The following is a 1,736-nucleotide window of genomic DNA, read 5'->3' as shown; positions in this document are numbered from 1 at the left end:
GCGGTCTTCACTGCGTGATCGAGTTGATCGACACCCGCCGTGACACGCTCCATGAAGTGCCTGCCTGCGTCTGTTAGCCGAACGCCCCGCGCATGGCGCTCAAATAGCAGGACACCAAGGTTATCCTCCAGCGCTTTCACACGCGCGCTGACGCTCGACTGGCTGATACCAAGTGCCTTGGCCGCATGCCGAAAATTCAGATGCTCGGCGACGGCGATGAACTGAACAAGGGAAATGAGCGGTATCCTGCCAGACAGGATACCGACATTCACGAGGTTTCGATGGTTAGTGCGCCGCATCGGAGCGGGCCTGCTACCAGTCGTCGGTTAGACGACTGGCGACTTCTCGGTGGCAGCCCCACGGAGCCGAAGGAGCACCAGCCCCAACGAAACCAGTACCGCCATCGCCGTGGCGTAACAGATCACGGGCCACGCTGTGTCACCGTTTAAAAGTGCCACCGCCAATGTCCCGACAATGCTGACTATCAGGCTTTGAACGCAGAAGTAGAACGCGACCGCTGATCCCGCGATGTCGTCGAACTCTGCCAAAGCGCCGTTCGCGGTAACGGACACCGTGAAGACAATACCGACCGCGACAACCCACATCGGTAGGATGAAGGTGAGGAATGACGGCGAGCCGTAAAGTTCGCCGATCCCCAACAGGACCGCTCCGCAAACAAGCAACGCCATCCCACGCGCCACGCATCCTGCGATGCCCCATCTGGCGACAAAGGACTTCGCGAAACGGGTTGTCACGATCATTACAAGCGCGACAGTGGCGAAGGCAAAGCTGAATCCGATCTCGGAATATTCCGCTTGGCCTATGAGCACACGGGGAGCCGTCGAGAAGAAGACGAAGTAGGTGCCCATACCGGCGCTAAAGCCGACAGTGTAAACCCAAAAAGCCGGACTCGCGAAGATCGGCAAGACAGATCGGCGCGTCTTGACTTGATCCAGAGGGCGGGTTTCGTGCCACCTGAAACCCGCATTTAGGAGTGCGAGCATCGCCAGTATAGCCAAAGTAATGAATATCGCCTGCCATCCCAAGAACTCGCCGATCAATACTCCGGCGATAGGGCCGAGCGCAGGCACGAACGCCAGCATCGAACTGAAAAGGCCGTAGATGACGACACCCTCAGGACGGTTGGCATAAACGTCGCGAACCGTCGCGAACGTCGCCACCAGCATGGCCGACGCGCCCACTGCTTGAAGTAGACGGAAAGCGACAAAGGCCGGTGCAGTTGAAGACCAAGCTGCTCCCAGAGACGCAATGACGAAAGCCGTTGCGCCCGCAAGTAGAATTGGCCGTCGCCCGATTCTGTCTGAGAGCGGACCAAAAATCACCTGGCCCACGCCGAGCATCACCATATAGAGGCTCAACGTGAGTTGGATCATAGCGGGCGTCGTGTTCAGGATGCCGGGCATCGCTGGAACGACAGGGAGATAAATATCCATCGCCAGTGAAGCGAGGATGTCGAAAGGAGCCATCAGCAGCAGTGCTGCCGGCAGCGTATAGGCCCACGCGGGGCGTGTGGTGGTCATGACGAATCAACCCTCGATTAAGGAATACCGGGCGACGTCTGCTCGTCAGCAATCAGATGAGACTAGCCTTACAGAGCGCCGCAACAACAATACTGGTTGTTGCGGCTTACTTGTCTGCTGACTTGGAATTTCCCATCTGATTACTCCACGCTTACGAATATGAATTGCTACATTTTATCCGATTATCTTTTGCTT

Annotated in this window: 2 protein-coding genes; both read right to left on the bottom strand. The window is 57.1% G+C overall.

The window, feature by feature from the left end; all coding sequences use genetic code 11:
* Positions 1–299, bottom strand: a 299-nt coding sequence (locus tag FTV25_RS15920) for a LysR family transcriptional regulator (protein WP_001255014.1), incomplete at its 3' end; no start/stop codon positions are given.
* A gap of 27 nt (positions 300–326) precedes the next feature.
* On the bottom strand, positions 327–1,541 hold the full coding sequence (gene floR, locus FTV25_RS15915) for a chloramphenicol/florfenicol efflux MFS transporter FloR (protein WP_000214122.1): 1,215 nt from the start codon (positions 1,539–1,541) through the stop codon (positions 327–329).
* Positions 1,542–1,736: the final 195 nt, after the last annotated feature.

The sequence above is a fragment of the Acinetobacter sp. YH12249 genome, from assembly GCF_013417475.1.
In the GTDB taxonomy this organism is placed as follows: domain Bacteria; phylum Pseudomonadota; class Gammaproteobacteria; order Pseudomonadales; family Moraxellaceae; genus Acinetobacter.
The sequence above is the reverse complement of the archived record's forward strand: the minus strand, read 5'-3'. Positions and strand labels throughout refer to the sequence as shown.